The organism is Pseudomonas sp. PIC25 (assembly GCF_002286785.1).
Taxonomy (GTDB): domain Bacteria; phylum Pseudomonadota; class Gammaproteobacteria; order Pseudomonadales; family Pseudomonadaceae; genus Pseudomonas_M.
This window is the reverse complement of sequence record NZ_MUJY01000126.1, coordinates 1-16191: the sequence shown is the minus strand read 5'-3', so window position 1 is coordinate 16191 and position 16191 is coordinate 1. Positions and strand designations below refer to the sequence as shown.

Genomic DNA, 16191 nt, shown 5'->3' with positions numbered 1-16191 from the left:
CCGTGTTCGACACGCTGGGCAGGCTCGGCAAATACCTAGGGCAGGCGGCCAACCTGATGGTCGGCCTGCCCGATTACGACGCCTATCTCGAGCATATGCGGAAGAACCACCCCGAGCGGGAACCAATGACCTACGAGGCGTTCTTCCGCGACCGCCAGGAAGCCCGCTACGGCGGCGGCCAGGGCCGCTGCTGCTAGCCCGAAAAAGGAGACAGACGGACATGACCTCTCCCACCCCCATCCCGGTCACGCTGCTGACTGGATTCCTCGGAGCCGGCAAGACCACCCTGCTCAACCGCCTGCTGCAAGCCGATCACGGCCAGCGCATCGCGGTGATCGAAAACGAGTTCGGGCCGGTGAACATCGACAGCGCGCTGCTGGTGCGCGATACCGCCGAAGTGATCGAGATGACCAACGGCTGCCTCTGCTGCACCATCCGCGGCGATCTGGCCGGTCATCTGCGGGAGCTGCACCGGCGGCGCGCGGCCGGCGAGCTGGCATTCGACCGGCTGGTGATCGAAACCACCGGCCTGGCCGACCCGACGCCACTGGTGCAAACCTTCTTCGGCGACCCGGACCTGCTCGAGACCTACCAGCTCGACGGTGTGCTCACCCTGGTCGATGCCGTGCACGCCGGCCGGCAGCTCGACGAGCATGCCGTGGCGCGCAAGCAGATCGGTTTCGCCGATCTGCTGCTGGTCAGCAAGGCCGACCTGATCAACGAACAGGACCTGATCGCACTGGGTCAGCGGCTGGCCGCGATCAACCCGCTGGCGACGCAACACGTCCTCTGGCCTGACGAACTGCCCTATGCCGACTGGTTCGCGCTGCGCAGCTTCCACCTCGATACCCGTGTACCGGCCAGCCTCGTCGAGCCGCTGCGCTTCCGCCCGGTCACCCGCTCCTTCGCCGACGACATTGCCGCGCTGCACTGGCAGCACGACGGCCGGGTCGACCGGCAGAAGGTCGGCGCGGTGGTGCAGGGCCTGCTCGCCGAGCGCAGCGACGACCTGCTGCGCTACAAGGGGGTGCTGGCCGTGCATGACGACCCGCGCCGCCTGATCTTCCAGGGCGTACACCGGATCGCCGGGTTCGACTATGGCGAGGCCTGGGAATCGGAGGACAGGGCGCGCTGCGACATCGTGCTGATCGGCCGTGACCTGCCGACGGAACGGCTGCGCGCCGAGCTGGACCGCTGCGCCTTCGGCTAGAACCGGCTCCGAGGTCAGACTTCCAGCAAAAAAGTCACCGGCCCGTCATTGACCAGATGCACCTGCATCTCGGCACCGAAGCGGCCGGTGGCGACCTGCGGATGTTTCTCCCGCGCCTGCTTCACCAGCAGATCGAACAGGGCTTCGCCCTGGGCCGGCGGCGCGGCGCTGGAAAAGCTCGGGCGCAGGCCGCTCTTGGTATCGGCGGCCAGGGTGAACTGCGACACCAGCAACAAGCCACCACTGACGTCGCTCAGCGAGCGGTTCATCTTGCCCTCGGCATCGCTGAAAACCCGATAGTTGAGCAGCTTATGCAGCAGCTTGGCGACGCTCGCCTCGGTGTCCTGCGGCTCCACCCCGACCAGTACCAGCAAGCCCTGGTCGATGGCGCCGACGATCTCTCCCGCAACTTCCACCCGCGCACCGCGGACGCGCTGGATCAGCCCCTTCATGCTTCGTCGGGGGCCAGGTCGAGCAGACGGCGGGCGATCTGGTTGGTGGCGCGCACCAGAGCGTCGCTGATCCCCGGCTCGGCGGCGGCGTGGCCGGCGTCGCGGACGATCTGCAATTCGCTGTTCGGCCAGGCTTGATGCAGCTCCCAGGCGTTGTCCAACGGGCAGACCACATCGTAGCGGCCATGCACGATAATGCCCGGCAGGTGGGCGATCTTGTGCATGTCGCGGATCAGTTGGTTGGGTTCGAGGAAGGCGTTGTTGAGGAAGTAGTGGCACTCGATGCGGGCGATGGACAGCGCCCGGTGCGACTCGGTGAAGCGGTCCACCACCTGCGGGTTGGGGCGCAGCGTCAGGGTGCGGCCCTCCCAGCAGGACCAGGCCTTGGCGGCGTGCATCTGGGCGATCTGGTCGGCGCCGGTCAGGCGCTTGTAGTAGGCCTGCATTAGCTCGCCGCGCTCTTCCGGCGGGATCGGCGCCAGGTAATCCTGCCAATAGTCGGGGAACAGCCGGCTCGCCCCCTCTTGGTAAAACCAGTGGAACTCCTGTGGACGGCAAAGGAATACGCCGCGCAGGACCAACGCATGCACACGGTCGGGGTGGGTCTGGGCGTAGGCCAGGGCCAGGGTCGACCCCCAGGAACCGCCAAACAGTACCCATTTTTCGATGCCCAGGTGCTCGCGAATGCGCTCCAGATCGGCGACCAGATGCCAGGTGGTGTTATTTTCCAGGCTTGCGTGGGGGGTGGAACGGCCGCACCCGCGCTGATCGAAGGTGACGATACGGTACAGGTTGGGATCGAAGAAGCGACGGCTCAAGGCATCGCACCCGGCGCCCGGCCCGCCATGGATGAACACCACCGGCAAGCCGTCCGGCGAGCCACTCTCGTCGACGTAGAGAACGTGCGGTTCTTCCACGGGCAGCTCGTGGCGAGCGTAAGGCTTAATCTCCGGAAACAAAGTCTGCATGCTGCACTCCCGAGTCTGTGCGTACGGTCCTGTCAGGTCAGCGTCCGGGGCTTCGTTCCTGGAAAACCCGGACGGCCCGTCGAGGCCGGTGCGTCCGGACTCGACCCCACCCGGCCAAGCCGGGTGCTCACACGTCCCTGTAAGGGGCGAAACGCGGGACACCCCGCGCCGCCTTGGCGTCGATCATTTCGTAAAGGGCATCATAACCATGAAAAAGGAGTTCAGCATGCCGCCCAGACTATTTGTCGCCCCTCTTTTGCTTCTTTTTGCGCTGGTCGCCGGTTGCGGACGTGACGATCCGCAAGCCGCGCTGGAAAAGGCCGTGCAGCAATTGCAGGAAAACATCGAGGCGAAGCGGACCGGCGACGTGCTCGATCAACTGCACCCGCAGTTCATCGCCCGCCAGGAATTCGACCGCGACTGGGCCAAGCGCACCATGACCCTGCTGTTCATGCGCCACAAGAACATCAAGGTACTGGCCCTGAGCAAGGACAGTCGGATCGACCCGACCTACCGGGATAAGGGCCGCACCGACGCCCAGGTCGCCCTGACCGGCGCCGAAGGGCTGATCCCCGACAGCGCCCGGCACTACAGCGTGAAGCTGGAGTGGTGGCTGGAAGACGGCGAGTGGAAATTGGCGCGGCTGGACTGGGAATGATGCCGTTGTGCTGATGCGACGCGGAGCGTCGCGGGGGGCGTTCCCACGCCGAGCGTGGGAACGATCTTCTCCTCACCCTTCCCTCTTCATCTCCTCACGCATACAACCCCTCCGCGCCCACCCAGCGCTGGAACCGTCCTTGCTCCACCCAGGCGCGGGCGGCGGCGATGTCCGGGGCGAAGTAGCGGTCGGTGCTGTAACGCGGTACCTCGGCGCGGATCAGTGCCATCACTTCTTCCAACGCCGGTGTGGTGTTCAGCGGGCGATGGAAGTCCACGCCCTGGGCGGCGGCGAGCAGTTCAATGGCGACCACCCCGGCGCTGTTGCCGGCCATGTCCGCCAGGCGGCGGGCGGCGAAGGTGGCCATGGACACGTGGTCTTCCTGGTTCGCCGAGGTCGGCAGGCTGTCCACCGAGGCCGGGTGGGCCCAGGTCTTGTTCTCCGAGGCGAGGGCCGCGGCGGTCACCTGGGCGATCATGAAGCCGGAGTTGAGCCCGCCCTCTTCCACCAGGAACGCCGGCAGGCCGGACAGCGCCGGGTCGACCAACTGGGCGATGCGCCGCTCGGACAACGCACCGATCTCAGCGATGGCCAGGGCCAGGACATCGGCGGCCATGGCCACCGGCTCGGCGTGGAAGTTGCCGCCGGACAACACATCGCCATCGGCGGCGAATACCAGCGGGTTGTCGGAGACGGCGTTGGCCTCGCGCAGGAACACCCCGGCGGCGAAGCGCAGATGGTCCAGGCAGGCACCCATCACCTGCGGCTGGCAGCGCAGGGAATACGGGTCCTGCACGCGCTTGCAGTGGATGTGCGAGTCATGGATACCGCTGTCGGTGAGCAGGCGGCGGTAGAGCGCGGCGACGGCGATCTGTCCCGGCTGGCCGCGCACCGCCTGGATGCGTTCGTCGAAGGGCACATAGGATCCCTTCAAGGCCTCCACCGATAGCGCACCGGCCACCACCGCGGCGGCGAACAACTGTTCGGCCTGGAACAACCCGCGCAGGGCCAGGGCGGTGGAGACCTGGGTGCCGTTGAGCAATGCCAGCCCCTCCTTCGGCCCCAGCTCCACCGGTGCCAACCCGGCCAGGCGGAGCCCTTCGGCGGCCGGCATGACTTGCCCCTCGACCCGCACCTGCCCTTCGCCGAGCAGCGCCGCCGCCAGATGGGCCAGCGGTGCCAGATCGCCGGACGCACCCACCGAACCCTGGGCCGGGATGCACGGGTAGATATCGCGGTCGAGCAGCGCCACCAGCGCCTCCAATACGCTCCGGCTGATGCCGGAATGACCCCGGGCCAGGGAGCCGATCTTCAGCACCATGATCAACCGCACACTGGCATCGTCCAGCAACGGGCCGGTGCCGCAGCTGTGCGACAGCACCAGATTGCGCTGCAACTGGCTGAGCTGGTCGGCGGGGATCGAGGTCCGCGCCAGCAGGCCGAAACCGGTGTTGATGCCGTAGACGGTGCGCTCCCCGGCGATGATCTCTGCCACCGCCGCGCTGGAAGCATCGACGGCGGCGAAGCAGGCGGGGTCCAGGCGCAGGGCGACGGGCTGGCGGTAGGCCAGGCGCAGTTGCTCCAGGGTCAGGTGGCCAGGCGTGAGATGCAGGGTGGTTTTGCTCATTTTTGTTTTCCTTGGCGCTGTGCGTGGTGCTCTTGACCCCAGGCCAGCAGTTCTTCGAGGAGTTGCCGCAGGATTCGCCGGGTTGGCGCTGCGAGGTCTTCGCGGTAGGCGAAAGGTTCGGATTCGTTCATGTAGGTGCACTGCGCCAGTTCGAGCTGGACCGCATGGACATCCTCGGCCGGGCGCCCGTAGTGACGGGTGATGTGGCCGCCCTTGAAGCGCCCATTGAGCACATGGCTGTAACCCTCGGCACCGGCACACACGGCCTGTAGCCGGGCGGCCATCGACGGTGCGCAACTGGCATTACCGAAGGTGCCCAGGTTGAAATCCGGCAGGCGCCCATCGAACAGACGCGGCACCCGCGAGCGGATGGAATGTGCGTCGAACAACAGCGCATAGCCGAACTCACGCTTGAGGCGCGACAGCTCGGCGGCCAGGGCGCGGTGATAGGGCGTCCAGATGTCCCGCAGATAACGGGCGCGCTCATCGGCCGAAGGCTCGGCGCCGGCCTGGAACAGTGGCTCGCCATCGAACAGGGTCGACGGGAACAGCCCGGTGGTGGCGCCGGCATAGAGCGGTGTGTCGTCCTCCGGCCGGTTGAGGTCGATGACGAAGCGCGAGTAACCGGCGGCAATCACGCTGGCGCCCAATTCATCGGCGAAATCGTACAACCGGGGGATGTGCCAGTCGGTGTCCGGCAGGCTGCGAGCGGCCGGCACCAACCCGGCCTCGACCACCGGCGTCAGGCGGATGCCGGCATGGGGCATGCTGATCAGCAGCGGCACGCGGCCTTGCCGGAAGGTGAAAGCGTCGTCGTTCATGTCAGGTACTCCGGGTCGTTCGATCGCGAATGGGTTCGCGTCCACAGATTCGGTAGAGGGGCCGCCTCATCGCACGTCCTCGCCCTGCCGGACCACCCGCTTGGGCAAATCGCCGCCCAGCCAGTAGGCCAGCTCGGCGGGACGCTGGATGTCCCAGGCGACGAAATCGGCGCGCTTGCCGACCTCCAGGCTGCCCAGCTCCGCGTCCAACCCGAGGGCGCGGGCGGCGTGCAGGGTGACGCCGGTCAGGGCTTCTTCCGGCGTCAGGCGGAACGAGGTGCAAGCCATGTTCAGCATCAGGCGCAGCGACAGCGCCGGCGAGGTGCCGGGATTGAGGTCGCTGGCGATGGCCATGGCCACGCCGTGCCGACGCAGCAGTTCGATGGGCGGCAAGCGGGTTTCGCGCAACAGGTAGAAAGCGCCGGGCAGCAGCACCGCGACGGTGCCGGCCTCGGCCATGGCGCGCACGTCGTCCTCGGTCATGTATTCCAAGTGATCGGCGGACAGCGCCCGGTAGCGCGCCGCCAGGCTGGAACCGCCCAGCGACGACAGTTGCTCGGCATGCAGCTTGACCGGCAGGCCCAGCGCGGTGGCCGCCTGGAATACCCGCTCCACTTGAGCCGGCGTGAACGCCAGGTACTCGCAGAAGGCATCCACCGCGTCCACCAGCCCCTCGGCGGCCAGGGCCGGCAGCAGCTCGGTGCAGATGTGTTCGACGTAGTCGTCGGCCCGTCCGGCATATTCCGGCGGCAACGCATGGGCCGCCAGACAGGTGGTACGCACCGTCAGCGGCAGGCGCTCGCCAAGGCGGCGGGCGACGCGCAGCATCTTGCGCTCGCTGGCCAGGTCGAGGCCGTAGCCGGACTTGATCTCCACCGTGGTCACGCCGTCGCGCAGCAGGTTGCGCAGGCGCCGCTCGGCACTGGCCAGCAGTTCGTCTTCACTGGCTTCGCGGGTGGCGCGCACGGTGCTGGCGATGCCACCTCCGGCCGCGGCGATCTCCGCGTAGCTGGCACCTTGCAAGCGCATTTCGAATTCGCCGCTGCGGTCGCCACCGAACACCGTGTGGGTGTGGCAGTCGATCAGGCCCGGCGTGATCCAGGCACCGCCGAGATCGACGGTCTCGTCCGCGCCAACCGGCGCCTCATGGCGCGGGCCGATCCAGGCGATGCGCCCGCCCTCCACCAACAGGGCGGCGTCTTCGATGATCGAATAGCGCCCGCCGTGCATCGTGGCGGCATGGGCGTTCAGCCAGAGGCGTTTCATGGTCGCGCCCTCTCTGGGAAGGGCCGTTCGAAAACAGGCATCGGTTTTCTCCGTACTAGCGCGCCGTCAGGCGGCGCTGGACGAAGCGGTCGACATAGTCGTCCGCCGGTCGTTCGAGGATGTCCCCCGGCGTGCCCACCTGGACCAGCCGCCCGTCCTTCATCAGGGCGATGCGGTTGCCCAGGCGCAGGGCTTCGTCGAGGTCGTGGGTGATAAACACAATGGTCTTGTGCAGGCGCTGTTGCAGCTCCAGCAGCTGGTCCTGCATGTCCGCACGGATCAGCGGATCGAGGGCGCCGAACGCCTCATCCATCAGCAGGATTTCGGTGTCCGCCGCCAGCGCCCGGGCCAAGCCGACGCGCTGGCGCATGCCGCCAGACAACTGGTGCGGGTATGCCTTCTCGTAGCCGGTCAGGCCGACCGTGGCGACCCACTGGGCGGCGTGCTCGTGGCGCTGCGCCCGGGGCTCGCCACGCACTTCCAGGCCATAGGCGACGTTGTCCAGTACCGTGCGGTGCGGCAGCAGGCCGAAGCCCTGGAACACCATGCTGACGGTACGCCGCCGATATTCCCGCAGGCGCGGCATGTCGTAGGCGAGAATGTTCTCGCCGTTGACCAGCACCTCGCCCTGCGTGGGATCGACCAGCCGGTTGAGGTGGCGCACCAGGGTCGATTTGCCCGAGCCGGACAACCCCATGACCACGAACAGCTCCCCAGCCATCACGCTCAACGACAGATCCTGCACGCCCACCACGCAGCCGGTGGAGGCGAGCACTTCGGCCTTACTCCGGCCCTCGCCGAGCAGCGCCAGGGCCGCCTCGGTGCGCGGGCCGAACAATTTGGAGACGTTGCGCACGACGATCTTGTCGCTCATCGACTCGCCTCCCTGCGCGGACACCCATACGCCTGGGTGATGCGGTCGATGACCACGGCGAGGACGACGATCGCCAGCCCCGCCTCCAGGCCCCTGCCGACATCCAGGGTCTGGATGCCCACCAGCACCTCTTCGCCGAGGCCGCGGGCGCCGATCATCGAGGCGATCACCACCATCGACAGCGCCATCATGGTGGTCTGGTTGATCCCCGCCATAATGCTCGGCAGGGCCAGCGGCAACTGCACGCCGAACAACTGCTGCCAGCGGTTGGCGCCGAAGGCGTTGACCGCCTCCATCACTTCGCGGTCCACCTGGCGGATACCCAGGTCGGTGAGACGGATCAGCGGCGGTGCGGCGTAGACCACGGTGGCGAAGATCGCCGGCACCTTGCCGAGGCCGAACAGCATTAGCACCGGGATCAGGTAGACGAAGCTGGGCAGCGTCTGCATGACGTCCAGCAGCGGCATCAGCACGGCGCGCAGGCGATCGCTGCGGGCCGCCAGGATGCCCAGGGGAATGCCCAGCAGCACCGCCAGACCGGTGGCCACCAGCATCAACGCCAGGGTCTGCATCAACTTGTCCCACAGCCCCACCGCGCCCACCAGGAACAGCAGGCCGGCCATGGCCAGCGCCGTGGTCAGCCGCCGCGTGGCATGCCAGGCCAGGGCCGCGACCAGGGCCAGGAGCAGCCACCAGGGAGTCGCCCGCAGTAGGCTTTCCAAATTAACGATGACCCACAGCAGCGACGCGGAGACCTGGCGGAACAGATCTCCGTAGTCGGCCACCAGGCTATCGATGCCGGCATTGACCCAATCGGCGATGGAAAAAGTGAAGCGTTCCGGGAACATGCGCTCGTCTCGTTCAGGGTTCGGACATGGCATCCATCACCGACCCACCAAGGGTCGATGGAGGGATGCCCCTGTCTTCACCCTAGCCAACCGGCTCAGTCCTTGAGCATTGGCAGGTTCAATCCCTGCTCGCGGGCGCAGTCGATGGCGATCGGGTAGCCGGCATCGGCATGGCGCATCACTCCGGTGCCCGGATCGTTGGTCAGCACCCGGGCGATGCGTGCGGCGGCTTCGTCGGTGCCGTCGCAGACGATCACCATGCCGGAATGCTGGGAGAAGCCCATGCCGACGCCGCCACCGTGGTGCAGCGACACCCAGGTGGCGCCGCTGGCGGTGTTCAGCAGCGCGTTGAGCAGCGGCCAGTCGGAGACAGCGTCGGAGCCGTCCCGCATGGCCTCGGTCTCGCGGTTGGGGCTGGCCACCGAGCCGGAGTCGAGGTGGTCGCGACCGATCACCACCGGCGCCTTCAGCTCGCCGGAACGGACCATTTCGTTGAACGCCAGACCGAGCTTGGCGCGCTGCCCCAGGCCGACCCAGCAGATGCGCGCCGGCAGGCCCTGGAAGGCGATGCGCTCGCGGGCCATGTCCAACCAGCGGTGCAGGTGCGCGTCGTCCGGGATCAGTTCCTTGACCTTGGCGTCGGTCTTGTAGATGTCCTCGGCCTCGCCGGACAACGCGGCCCAGCGGAACGGCCCGACGCCCCGGCAGAACAGCGGACGGATGTAGGCCGGGACAAAACCGGGAAAGTCGAAGGCGTTCTCCACGCCCTCTTCCTTGGCCATCTGGCGGATGTTGTTGCCGTAGTCGAAGGTCGGCACGCCCTGTTTCTGGAAGTCGAGCATGGCACGCACATGGACCGCCATGGACTGCTTGGCCGCCTTAACCACGGCGACCGGCTCGCTCTGGGCCCGCTCGCGGTACTGCTCCCAGCTCCAACCGATCGGCAGGTAACCGTTGAGCGGGTCATGGGCGCTGGTCTGATCGGTGACCAGGTCCGGGCGCACGCCACGGCGTACCAGCTCCGGCAGGACTTCCGCGGCGTTGCCGCAAAGGGCGATGGAGATCGCCTTGCCCTCGGCGGTGTAGCGGGAGATGCGCGCCAGGGCGTCGTCCAGGTCCTTGGCCTGCTCGTCGACGTAACGGGTGCGCAGACGGAAGTCGATGCGGCTCTGCTGGCACTCGATGTTCAGCGAGCAGGCGCCGGCCAGGGTCGCCGCCAGCGGCTGCGCGCCGCCCATGCCGCCGAGGCCGGCAGTGAGTACCCAGCGGCCGGCGAGGTTACCGCCGTAGTGCTGGCGGCCGGCCTCGACAAAGGTTTCGTAGGTGCCTTGGACGATGCCCTGGCTGCCGATGTAGATCCAGCTACCGGCGGTCATCTGGCCATACATGGCCAGGCCCTTGGCGTCCAGCTCGTTGAAGTGCTCCCAGGTCGCCCAGTGCGGCACCAGGTTGGAGTTGGCGATCAGCACGCGCGGGGCATCCTTGTGGGTACGGAACACGCCCACCGGCTTGCCGGACTGCACCAGCAGGGTCTCGTCGTCGTTCAGTTCCTTGAGCGTTTCGACGATGCGGTCGTAGCACTCCCAATTACGCGCGGCACGGCCGATACCGCCGTAGACCACCAATTCCTTGGGGTTTTCCGCCACATCCGGGTCGAGGTTGTTCATCAACATGCGCAGCGGCGCTTCGGTCAGCCAGCTCTTGGCGTTCAGCCGGGTACCACGGGGAGCGCGGATCTCGGTGTCGCGGTAACGGGTCGGGGCGGTCATGGAAAAAAGCTCCTTTACACAGGCAGTTCGTCGAAGGGGCGGCTCGGGTCAGAGCCAGCCCAGGTGCTGGGCCAGGTAGGCGATGGGGATGCTGAACAGCAGGCTGAGCAGCGTGCGTTGCAGCCAGACCAGCAGCAGATCGCGCAGGCGCAGCGGAATACGCGTGGCAAGCACGCAGGGAATCGAGGCGGAGAGGAACAGTACGCTGCTCACCGAGACAATGGCGGTCACGAACTTGACCAGGCTGCCGGCGTCCTTCAGCAGCATCGCCGGCAGGAACATCTCGGCCAGCCCGGAGGCGATGGCGCGCGCCACGTCCATGGGTTCGGGCAGGCCGAACAGCCAGGTGACCGGGTAGAGCAGCACGCCGATGGCGTCGAACAGCGGGGTGTATTTGGCGGCCAGCAGCCCGAGCAGGCCGACAGCGAGGATGCTCGGCAGGATTGCCGCGGCCATGCGCAGGCCATCGGCGAAGGTTTCCAGTAATGCGCGATGCAGGGCCGGCGCCTGGCGCGCCTGGGTAATGCCGGCCAGCCAGGCGCTGCGCAGCCGGCCGACACCCGGCTCCAGCTGCGGGTCGGGCCGTCCTTCATCGGGCAACCGCGACAGCGGATAGATCCGCGCGCTCACGGCGGTAACGGCGAAGGTCACCACCAACGCGCTCCAGAAATACAGGTTCCACTGCGCCATCAGGCCGAGGGTCTTGGCGACGATGACCATGAACGGCGCCGATACCGTGGAGAAGCCGGTGGCGATGATCGCCGCCTCGCGCACGCTGTAATGGCCCTGCTGGTACATACGGTCGGTAATCAGCAGGCCCACCGAGTAGCTGCCGACGAACGAGGCCACGGCATCGATGGCCGACTTGCCCGGTGTGCGCCAGAGCGGCCGCATCACCGGCTGCATGAGCACGCCGACCAGCTCCAGCAGGCCGAAGCCGATCAGGAACACCAGGGCCAGCGAACCCAGCGGCACGATCAGCGCCAGGTTCAGCACCAGCTTGTCGAACAGGAAGGGCAGCATGTCCGGCGCTTGGATCGCCGCGGGCGCAAGGCCGGCGAGGTGCACCGCGCCGAGCGCCAGGCCGATTACCTTGAGCACGCTGAACACACGACTCACGGCGGTCCGCCGCCAACTGCCGTCGAACCAGGGCGCCAGCGCACCGTAGGCCATCAGCAGCAGGGCAACGCCGATCACCAGCGGCCGCGCATGGGCGATCAGCGCGCCAGCGGCGTGGTCGAGGAGGATGGTGTTGCGCCCACCGATGTCGAAGGGCACGAAGAAGATGATCAGCCCGATCAGGCTGAAACCCAACAGGCGCAGGACGGCGCGTGTGCCGCCGCTGGCAGCCAGGGTGGTGGTCGGCTGGTCGTGCATCGCTGTTCCTCCCGGCAGTGTTTCCGATGGAAACGCATGAACATATCTATGCTTGTATATACAAGAATATGCAAGCAAGAGGCCAATCCGTCTCCACAGGCAACGGCAGGCGCCGCGCCGGAACCCTGGAATCAGCAATAGCGCGGGTTTGACGGGAATGAGAGAACGCCCGACGAAACGCCCGGTACCTGCCGGCTCTTCGTGGGCATGCTCAGCAATGAGGCAGAACGCCCCGAAATGACTCGAGAGGTAACAGCCGGCACATCACTTCAGGCTGGCGTCGATCCGTGCAGCCACCTCGCCGGGTACCCAGTGCGACCAGACCGCCCGCTGCTGGCGAAAGAAAGCCGCGCGCATCTCCGCCACGTCGCGCCGCTGTTCGCCCATCTCGGCGAGCACCTGGTTGAGCAGGGGCAGCGGAATCGCGACCTGCTCGAACATTCCGACCAACCCGGGCGCCCGGTCGTGCAGGTCGCGCGAGACGCCGATGCTGATCTTCGCCGGCAACGAGCTGCCACCGATGGGATTGGGATGCCGGGGGTCGGACAGGGTGGCCCAGGATTCTTCGCTGAACGGCGGCTCCTCCAGTTGGATCAGCTTGAAGCGCCCCATCAGCGGTGTCGGCGACCAGTAGTAGAAAAGGATCGGTTCGCCGCGCCGATAGGCCGAGGCGATGGCCGCATCCAGCGCCGGCCCGGCACCGGTGCGGAAGTTGGTGTAGCTGTCGAGCAGGCCATAGGCCTTGAGCTTCTGGCTATTGACCGTTTCGCAGGTCCAACCGGTCGGGCAATTGTAGAAACGCCCCTTGCCCGGGTCTTCGGGGTCGCGGAACAGAGCCTTGTAGCGCGGCAGGTCGCTGACCTTCCTCAACTCCGGCGCCAGCGGCTCGATGCCGCGTTGGGGATCGCCCTTGACCACGTATTCCGGCACCCACCATCCTTCACTCGCACCCTTCACCGGCTCGCCCACGGCGAAGACCTTGCCGGCCTCCTCCGCCTCGCGCCACACCGGGCTACGCCCGGCCCATTGCTCGGCGAACACCTGGATGTCGTTCTGCGCCAGCGCGTTCTCCATGGTCACACTGTTACCGGGCAGCGCATCGGTGCGGCAGTCGTAGCCCTCTTCCAGGACATAGCGCAGCACCTCGGTGAGAAACATGCCGCTCTCCCAGTTCAGCCCGGCGAAGACCACCGGCTTGGGATACGGGCACTCCGCCCGTACGGTAGGCGCGGCCAACACCGTCGCCAGTGCAACGAGCGAAATGAGGGTGCGGAGCGGGGTCATGGCGATCTCCTCGTCTGAAACGCAGCCGTAGCCAGGAAGGATAGACGACGAGAAAAAGCGGACGGGACGGACAGTGAGCCCCGAATCAAGCCAAAGGCTGTAATTCGATCAGCGCACAGGCCCCCTGCCCCTCGAGGCGCAGTTCTTTCAAGGCGGCGGACCCGCTATTCACCTGCAGACAATCGAGGCGCCCCAGGGTCGCCACTATTTCACCTTCCAGGCGCACCGCCAGCCCGTCGGCCAGGGCGAAGACCAGCCACAGCGGCGCCGAGCCGAACACCTGGACCTCACCGTCCAGCCGCAGCCACTGCAAGCGGGCGTGGTAGCGGGCCGGCGAATAGATCAGGTTGAAGTCACGGATCGGCCCATCGAGCAGCCGGCAGTCCACCGCACTACCGCCGGAGAAAGCGAAGGCATCCAGCGCCCGCAGGTCGCGCGAGGGCAGGCCATCGACGGTCAGGCACATGCCGGCGCCTTCGATCACGCTGATGATCCGCTGGTAGCCGGCGAAGCAGGAAAACGCGCCGGACTCGCCGACATCGGCAATGGACAGCCGCCAGCCGAAGCCGTCCAGGCCGTCGCCGACGTTGCGGGCGATCTCCAGGGTACTGCCGGTGCCATTTTTCCAGGGCATATGCGGGTAGTCGGCGGCACGCAGGTGGCGGATCGCTGTCATGAGTTGAAACGCCCCTCCAGGCGATAGCGCGAGCCGGGATAGACCAGCCGGGCGCTGGTCACCGCGCGGCGGCCCGACCAGGTACGGCGGCGAATCAACAGGCAGGGCTCATGGCGCTCGATGCGCAGCAAGCGGCATTCCTCGGCATCGGCGAGAATCGCCTCGACCACATGCTCGCCCTCGGTGAGCGGCGCCACCTGGGACAAGTAGGCATAAGGCGTGAGGCTGGAGAAATCCTGCTTGAGGTAGTCCGGCGCCAGTTCGGCGTTCACGTAGCGGTCTTCGACTTGCACCGGCACGTCGTTCTCGTAGTGCACGATCAGCGAATGGAATACCCGCTGCCCTTCGCGGATGTCCAGCGCCACGGCACGCTCCGGCCCGGCCAGTTCTTCGCCGAGGCGGATCACCTCGCAACGGTGGCGATGGCCGCGGGCGGCTATCTCGTCGGCGATGTTGTGCACCTCGAACAGTGCCGCCTGCCCCTTGGGTTCGGCGACGAAAGTGCCGACTCCCTGCATGCGCACCAGCAGCCCTTCGGCGGTCAGCTCGCGCAGGGCGCGGTTGATGGTCATGCGGCTGAAGCCCAGTTGGCTGACCAGTTCCGACTCGGACGGCACGCGGTGATGCGGCGGCCAGGCGCCGGACTGGATCTGCGCAACGATCATCTGCTTGACCCGGGCGTAGATCGGCGCGGGCTGGTCGCCAAGTTGCGCGGCCAGCGGAGTCGGCTCGGAAGACGTGGCGTTCAAGGGATTCTCCTATTCTTGGGCATACCGGCATGTACCGGATTATCCAGCCCCGGACAAGCCGCAGTTTACGGCGCTCCGATACGTCTGTATATGTATATACAAGTTAAATACCGATTGCGAGGCCCATTGCCATGCCCTCTCTCTTCGCCGAACGCGCACTGCTGCCCGAGGGCTGGGCTCGGAACGTCCGCATCGAGATCGCTGCCGATGGCCTCATCACCCGCGTGGCGCCCGACGCCTCCGCGGACGGCGCCGAGCGCCTGAACGGCCCCGCGTTGCCCGGCATGCCCAACCTGCACTCCCACGCCTTCCAGCGCGCCATGGCTGGTCTCGCCGAAGTGGCCGGCAATCCGCAGGACAGCTTCTGGACCTGGCGCGAGCTGATGTACCGGATGGTCGGCAAAATCACCCCGGAGCAACTCGAAGTCATCGCCCGCCAGCTCTACATCGAGATGCTCAAGACGGGTTACACCGGCGTCGCCGAATTCCATTACGTGCACCATGACAGCGACGGCCGGCCCTATGCCGACCCGGCCGAGCTGGCCCTGCGTATCGGCCATGCAGCCCGCGATGCCGGTATCGGCCTGACCCTGCTGCCGGTGCTCTACAGCCATTCCGGCTTCGGAGGCCAGGCGCCCAATGTCGGGCAGCGCCGCTTCATCCACGGCACCGACAGCTATCTGGCCCTGCTGCAACGCCTGGACGCCGCCCTGCGGAACGAACCGACACAATGCCTGGGCCTGTGCTTCCACTCCCTGCGCGCCGTCACGCCGGAGCAGATCGAAGCAGTGCTGGCGGCGGACGACGGGCAGCGGCCCATCCACATCCACATTGCCGAGCAGCGCAAGGAAGTCGACGATTGCCTGGCCTGGAGCGGCCTGCGCCCGGTGCAATGGCTCTATGAGAACGTACCGGTGGACGAGCGCTGGTGCCTGGTACATGCCACCCATGTCGAGGATGAGGAGGTTGCCGCCATGGCCCGCAGTGGCGTGGTGGCCGGTCTCTGCCCGACCACCGAGGCCAACCTCGGCGACGGCCTGTTCCCGGCAGTGGACTACCTGGCCCGAAACGGCCGCCTGGGCATCGGCTCGGACAGCCATGTCTCGGTCAGCGTGGTGGAGGAGTTGCGCTGGCTGGAGTACGGCCAGCGCCTGCGCGACCAGCGGCGCAACCGCCTGTTTCGCGCCGACCAGCCCAACGTCGGCCGCACCCTGTATGACGCCGCCCTGGCCGGCGGCACCCTGGCCCTCGGGCAGAACGTCGGTGCCCTCGCCCCCGGACGCCGCGCCGACCTGCTGGTGCTGGACGGCAGCGATCCCTACCTGGCTACCGCCGAGGGCGACGCCCTGCTCAATCGCTGGCTGTTCGCCGGCGGCGATCGTCAGGTACGCGATGTGATGGTGCATGGCCGCTGGATGGTGCGGGACGGTCGACATGCCGCCGAGGAAGAAACCGCCCGGGCGTTTGCCCGGGTACTGCGCGCATTGCTCTGAGTGCCCCAGTGGGCGAATTTATTGGCTATGTCTGCGTTAAGTGTTGCTAGCTCCTAAACTTACTGTACGGCGTCCCCTTTCTGGAGGTCTGTCATGCGTGCAACAGAGTTCAGGAGCTG

General features: G+C 66.9%; 16 protein-coding genes. 4 read left to right on the top strand and 12 right to left on the bottom strand.

The features are described 5' to 3' along the window. Window positions 1-2: 2 nt before the first annotated feature. Window positions 3-197 carry a YbdD/YjiX family protein gene (locus tag BZL41_RS15480; RefSeq protein ID WP_095600129.1) on the top strand — a complete coding sequence of 65 codons (195 nt, stop codon included), beginning with the start codon at window positions 3-5 and terminating at the stop codon, window positions 195-197. A gap of 23 nt (window positions 198-220) precedes the next feature. Beyond that, window positions 221-1210, top strand: a complete 990-nt coding sequence (locus BZL41_RS15475) for a GTP-binding protein (RefSeq protein WP_095600128.1) — start codon at window positions 221-223, stop codon at window positions 1208-1210. A gap of 14 nt (window positions 1211-1224) precedes the next feature. On the opposite strand, the gene dtd is transcribed toward BZL41_RS15475, so the two are convergent. Both dtd and pip read right to left on the bottom strand, forming a co-directional pair. Beyond that, on the bottom strand, window positions 1225-1662 hold the full coding sequence (gene dtd / locus BZL41_RS15470; RefSeq protein WP_095600127.1) for a D-aminoacyl-tRNA deacylase: 438 nt from the start codon (window positions 1660-1662) through the stop codon (window positions 1225-1227). After that, complete coding sequence (gene pip / locus BZL41_RS15465) at window positions 1659-2630, bottom strand: prolyl aminopeptidase (RefSeq protein ID WP_095600126.1); 972 nt, start codon at window positions 2628-2630, stop codon at window positions 1659-1661. Before pip ends, dtd begins: the two co-directional genes overlap by 4 nt. A 226-nt stretch (window positions 2631-2856) precedes the next feature. Here pip and BZL41_RS15460 point away from each other — a divergent pair, with 226 nt between their 5' ends. Next, complete coding sequence (locus BZL41_RS15460) at window positions 2857-3288, top strand: hypothetical protein (protein ID WP_084332979.1); 432 nt, start codon at window positions 2857-2859, stop codon at window positions 3286-3288. A gap of 94 nt (window positions 3289-3382) precedes the next feature. On the opposite strand, the gene hutH is transcribed toward BZL41_RS15460, so the two are convergent. From hutH to hutC, 10 genes are all read right to left on the bottom strand, one after another. After that, entirely contained in the window at window positions 3383-4915 is a 1533-nt protein-coding gene (gene hutH / locus BZL41_RS15455) for a histidine ammonia-lyase (protein ID WP_095600125.1), read from the bottom strand. Continuing rightward, window positions 4912-5736, bottom strand: a complete 825-nt coding sequence (gene hutG / locus BZL41_RS15450; RefSeq protein ID WP_095600124.1) for an N-formylglutamate deformylase — start codon at window positions 5734-5736, stop codon at window positions 4912-4914. Before hutG ends, hutH begins: the two co-directional genes overlap by 4 nt. A gap of 66 nt (window positions 5737-5802) precedes the next feature. Further along, complete coding sequence (gene hutI, locus BZL41_RS15445) at window positions 5803-7002, bottom strand: imidazolonepropionase (RefSeq protein WP_095600123.1); 1200 nt, start codon at window positions 7000-7002, stop codon at window positions 5803-5805. 55 nt (window positions 7003-7057) lie between these two features. Then, the gene (locus BZL41_RS15440; RefSeq protein WP_095600122.1) at window positions 7058-7876 is read right to left on the bottom strand and encodes a glycine betaine/L-proline ABC transporter ATP-binding protein; all 819 of its coding nucleotides are present in this window, start codon (window positions 7874-7876) and stop codon (window positions 7058-7060) included. Next, window positions 7873-8724: a proline/glycine betaine ABC transporter permease gene (locus BZL41_RS15435; RefSeq protein WP_095600121.1), complete on the bottom strand. Its 852-nt coding sequence runs from the start codon at window positions 8722-8724 to the stop codon at window positions 7873-7875. Before BZL41_RS15435 ends, BZL41_RS15440 begins: the two co-directional genes overlap by 4 nt. Before the next feature lie 95 nt (window positions 8725-8819). Next, on the bottom strand, window positions 8820-10493 hold the full coding sequence (gene hutU / locus BZL41_RS15430) for a urocanate hydratase (RefSeq protein ID WP_095600120.1): 1674 nt from the start codon (window positions 10491-10493) through the stop codon (window positions 8820-8822). Window positions 10494-10541: 48 nt separating this feature from the next. Further along, window positions 10542-11870, bottom strand: a complete 1329-nt coding sequence (locus tag BZL41_RS15425; protein ID WP_095600119.1) for a YjiH family protein — start codon at window positions 11868-11870, stop codon at window positions 10542-10544. A 264-nt stretch (window positions 11871-12134) separates the two neighbouring features. After that, a complete protein-coding gene (locus tag BZL41_RS15420; protein ID WP_095600118.1) occupies window positions 12135-13154 on the bottom strand; it encodes an ABC transporter substrate-binding protein in 1020 nt (339 codons plus the stop codon). 85 nt (window positions 13155-13239) lie between these two features. Next, window positions 13240-13830 carry a HutD family protein gene (locus tag BZL41_RS15415; RefSeq protein WP_095600117.1) on the bottom strand — a complete coding sequence of 197 codons (591 nt, stop codon included), beginning with the start codon at window positions 13828-13830 and terminating at the stop codon, window positions 13240-13242. Then, entirely contained in the window at window positions 13827-14579 is a 753-nt protein-coding gene (gene hutC / locus BZL41_RS15410; RefSeq protein WP_095600116.1) for a histidine utilization repressor, read from the bottom strand. Before hutC ends, BZL41_RS15415 begins: the two co-directional genes overlap by 4 nt. 131 nt (window positions 14580-14710) lie before the next feature. Between hutC and BZL41_RS15405 the strand changes: the two genes are divergently transcribed. Further along, window positions 14711-16072: a formimidoylglutamate deiminase gene (locus BZL41_RS15405; protein WP_095600115.1), complete on the top strand. Its 1362-nt coding sequence runs from the start codon at window positions 14711-14713 to the stop codon at window positions 16070-16072. Window positions 16073-16191 lie beyond the last annotated feature (119 nt).

Coding starts and splice junctions, on each gene's coding strand:
- BZL41_RS15475 (WP_095600128.1), top strand. CDS start 221: ATGACCTCTCCCACCCCCATCCCGGTCACGCTGCTGACTGGATTCCTC.
- dtd (WP_095600127.1), bottom strand. CDS start 1,662: ATGAAGGGGCTGATCCAGCGCGTCCGCGGTGCGCGGGTGGAAGTTGCG.
- pip (WP_095600126.1), bottom strand. CDS start 2,630: ATGCAGACTTTGTTTCCGGAGATTAAGCCTTACGCTCGCCACGAGCTG.
- BZL41_RS15460 (WP_084332979.1), top strand. CDS start 2,857: ATGCCGCCCAGACTATTTGTCGCCCCTCTTTTGCTTCTTTTTGCGCTG.
- hutH (WP_095600125.1), bottom strand. CDS start 4,915: ATGAGCAAAACCACCCTGCATCTCACGCCTGGCCACCTGACCCTGGAG.
- hutG (WP_095600124.1), bottom strand. CDS start 5,736: ATGAACGACGACGCTTTCACCTTCCGGCAAGGCCGCGTGCCGCTGCTG.
- hutI (WP_095600123.1), bottom strand. CDS start 7,002: ATGAAACGCCTCTGGCTGAACGCCCATGCCGCCACGATGCACGGCGGG.
- BZL41_RS15440 (WP_095600122.1), bottom strand. CDS start 7,876: ATGAGCGACAAGATCGTCGTGCGCAACGTCTCCAAATTGTTCGGCCCG.
- BZL41_RS15435 (WP_095600121.1), bottom strand. CDS start 8,724: ATGTTCCCGGAACGCTTCACTTTTTCCATCGCCGATTGGGTCAATGCC.
- hutU (WP_095600120.1), bottom strand. CDS start 10,493: ATGACCGCCCCGACCCGTTACCGCGACACCGAGATCCGCGCTCCCCGT.
- BZL41_RS15425 (WP_095600119.1), bottom strand. CDS start 11,870: ATGCACGACCAGCCGACCACCACCCTGGCTGCCAGCGGCGGCACACGC.
- BZL41_RS15420 (WP_095600118.1), bottom strand. CDS start 13,154: ATGACCCCGCTCCGCACCCTCATTTCGCTCGTTGCACTGGCGACGGTG.
- BZL41_RS15415 (WP_095600117.1), bottom strand. CDS start 13,830: ATGACAGCGATCCGCCACCTGCGTGCCGCCGACTACCCGCATATGCCC.
- BZL41_RS15405 (WP_095600115.1), top strand. CDS start 14,711: ATGCCCTCTCTCTTCGCCGAACGCGCACTGCTGCCCGAGGGCTGGGCT.